Origin of the sequence: Shinella agrisoli (assembly GCF_046557955.1) — a bacterium.
Lineage (GTDB): Bacteria > Pseudomonadota > Alphaproteobacteria > Rhizobiales > Rhizobiaceae > Shinella.
Map to the genome: position 1 here is coordinate 1 of NZ_JBJIEP010000057.1, position 2,470 is coordinate 2,470.

General features: G+C 65.3%; 3 protein-coding genes. All 3 read right to left on the reverse strand.

The features are described from left to right. A partial coding sequence (locus ACIIOY_RS26705; protein WP_411037699.1) for an ABC transporter ATP-binding protein occupies positions 1–860 on the reverse strand: 860 nt, incomplete at its 3' end. Next, positions 857–1,657, reverse strand: coding sequence for an ABC transporter permease (locus tag ACIIOY_RS26710; RefSeq protein ID WP_411037700.1), 801 nt, complete (start codon positions 1,655–1,657; stop codon positions 857–859). The genes ACIIOY_RS26705 and ACIIOY_RS26710, both read right to left, overlap by 4 nt. A gap of 2 nt (positions 1,658–1,659) precedes the next feature. Beyond that, the coding region (locus tag ACIIOY_RS26715) for an ABC transporter permease (protein ID WP_411037701.1) at positions 1,660–2,470 on the reverse strand (811 nt) is incomplete at its 5' end.

Genomic DNA, 2,470 nt, shown 5'->3' on the forward strand with positions numbered 1-2,470 from the left:
CGCTCCGGTCGCAGCATGAGGGATGCCTTTGCCCCGTCGCCCGGCGCTCCGTGCAGCGGCACGCCGTCGACGATGGCGCCGTCGGCGAGGGAGAGCCTGGCCTTGCCTGCCGCGCTCGCGACCACGGTGGCATCGAGGAAGTTGCTGTCGCCGATGAAGCCGGCGACGAAGCGGGTGGCGGGATTGGAATAGAGCTCCGGTCCGGTCCCGATCTGGTCGATCTCGCCCTGGCTGAACACGGCGATGCGGTCCGACAGGCGCAGCGCCTCCTCCTGGTCGTGCGTGACGTAGAGGATCGTCACGCCCGTCTCCTGGTGGATGCGGCGGATCTCGAACTGGATCTCCTCGCGCAGCTTCTTGTCGAGCGCCGAGAGCGGCTCGTCCATCAGGAGGACGGGCGGGTTGTAGACGAGCGCGCGGGCGAGCGCCACGCGCTGCTGCTGGCCGCCGGACATGTTGGCCGGCATCCGGTCCTCGAAGCCTTCGAGGCGGACGAGCTTCAAGGCGGCCTTTACGCGCTCGGCGATCTCGGCCTTCGGGCGGCGGCGGATGCGCAACGGAAAGGCCACGTTCTCGCCGACCGACAGGTGCGGGAAGAGCGTGTAGCGCTGGAACACCATGCCGATGTTCCGCTTGTGCGAGGGCGTGGACAGGAGGCTCCGGCCGTTCAGCAGGATGTCGCCGCCGCTCGGATCCTGGAAGCCTGCGAGGATGTAGAGGGTCGTCGACTTTCCCGAACCCGAGGGGCCGAGGAAGGTCATGAACTCCCCTTCGGCAATGTCCATGCTGACGGTCTTCACCGCGGTGACCGCGCCATAGGACTTGCGGATGCCGCGAATGCTGAGGAAGGGGTGGTTCATGCTTTTCGTCCCTTGCGGAAGAGCGCCGCGACAACCATCAGGATTATCGTGAAGGCGATGAGCAGTGTGGAAGCGGCCGCGATCACCGGCGTCAGGTCCTGCCGCAGCGTCGACCAGATCTTCACCGGAAGCGTCTGCAACGTCGGGCTCGCCATGAAGATGGCAAGGACCACCTCGTCCCAGGAGGCGAGGAAGGAGAAGACGGCGGCGGCGAAGATGCCGTGACTGACGGCCGGCACCGTCACACGCAGGCGCGCCTCCCAGGGGCTCGCCCCGCACAGGATGGCCGCATCCTCGATCGAGCGGTCGAAGCCTTCCAGCGCATTGCCGATCGAGATGATCGAGAACGGCAGCGCGATCAGCAGGTGGGCGATGATGAAGGCGAGCGTCGTGCCCGCAAGCCCGAGCTTCAGGAAAAGGGCGTAGAGCGCCACCGCCAGCACGACGACGGGCAGGATCATGGGCGTCAGGAACAGGGCCCGCAGGAAATCCCGGCCGACGAAGCGTCCGCGGTCGAGGCCGAGCGCGGCAAGGAAGCCGATCACGACCGAAAGGACGGTGACGATCGCGGCGATCTTCAGGCTCGTCAGCGCCGAATAGAGCCACCTCGGATCGGCAAAGAGGTCCTGATACCACTTCAGCGTCCAGGAGGGCGGCGGAAAGATCAGCCATTGCGAGGAGCCGAAGGAGAGCGCCGCGATGAAGATGATCGGCACGATGAGGAACAGGCAGACCAGGACCGCCAGGGCGATGAGGAAGCCGCGCAGCCCGCCGAGCTTGTCGAAATCGAGAAGCATGGCTACGCCCCTCTTCCGTTCGGATTGAAATAGCGAAGCTGGACGGCGTAGAGCGCAAGGGTGACGACGAGCAGAACCAGTGCGGCCGCTCCCCCCATGCCCCAGTTCACCAGCGACTGGACGAATTGCGCGACCAGTTCCGCGAGCATCATGTTCGAGGTGCCGCCGAGCAGCGCGGGCGTCACGAAATAGCCGAGCGACATCACGAAGACCATAAGCGCGCCGGCCGCTATGCCGGGAAGCGAGAGCGGCAGCAGGACCCTGAGGAAGCATTGCAGCCTGCCCGCTCCGCACAGGGCCGCGGCGCGCAGGATCGCCGGATCGATGGAGCGTATCACCCCCATCAGCGGCAGGATGACGAAGGGCAGCATGATGTAGGTCATGCCGATGGTGACGCCGATGAGGTTGTTGACGAGCGGCAGGGGACTGTCGATCAGGCCCAGCCCCATGAGCGTCTTGTTCACGACGCCCGTGCGCTGCAGCAGCACCATCCAGGCATAGGTGCGGGCCAGCAGGTTCGTCCACATCGACAGGATGATGATCGCCAGCACGATGCGCGACCACTTCTCGGGCATGATGGCGAGCAGCCAGGCGACCGGATAGCCGACGACGATCGAGACCACCGTCACAACGCCCGCCACCATGAAGGTGTTCAGGAAAACGCGCAGATAGGTCGTCGAGCCGAGAAGGACCGCATAGTTCTGCAATCCAGGCTCCGGTTCGAGAACGCTGCGTAGGAGGAGCATGAGCACCGGCACGATGAAGAAGAGGACGATGAGCAGCAATGCCGGCACGAGATAGCCGAAAGTGCCC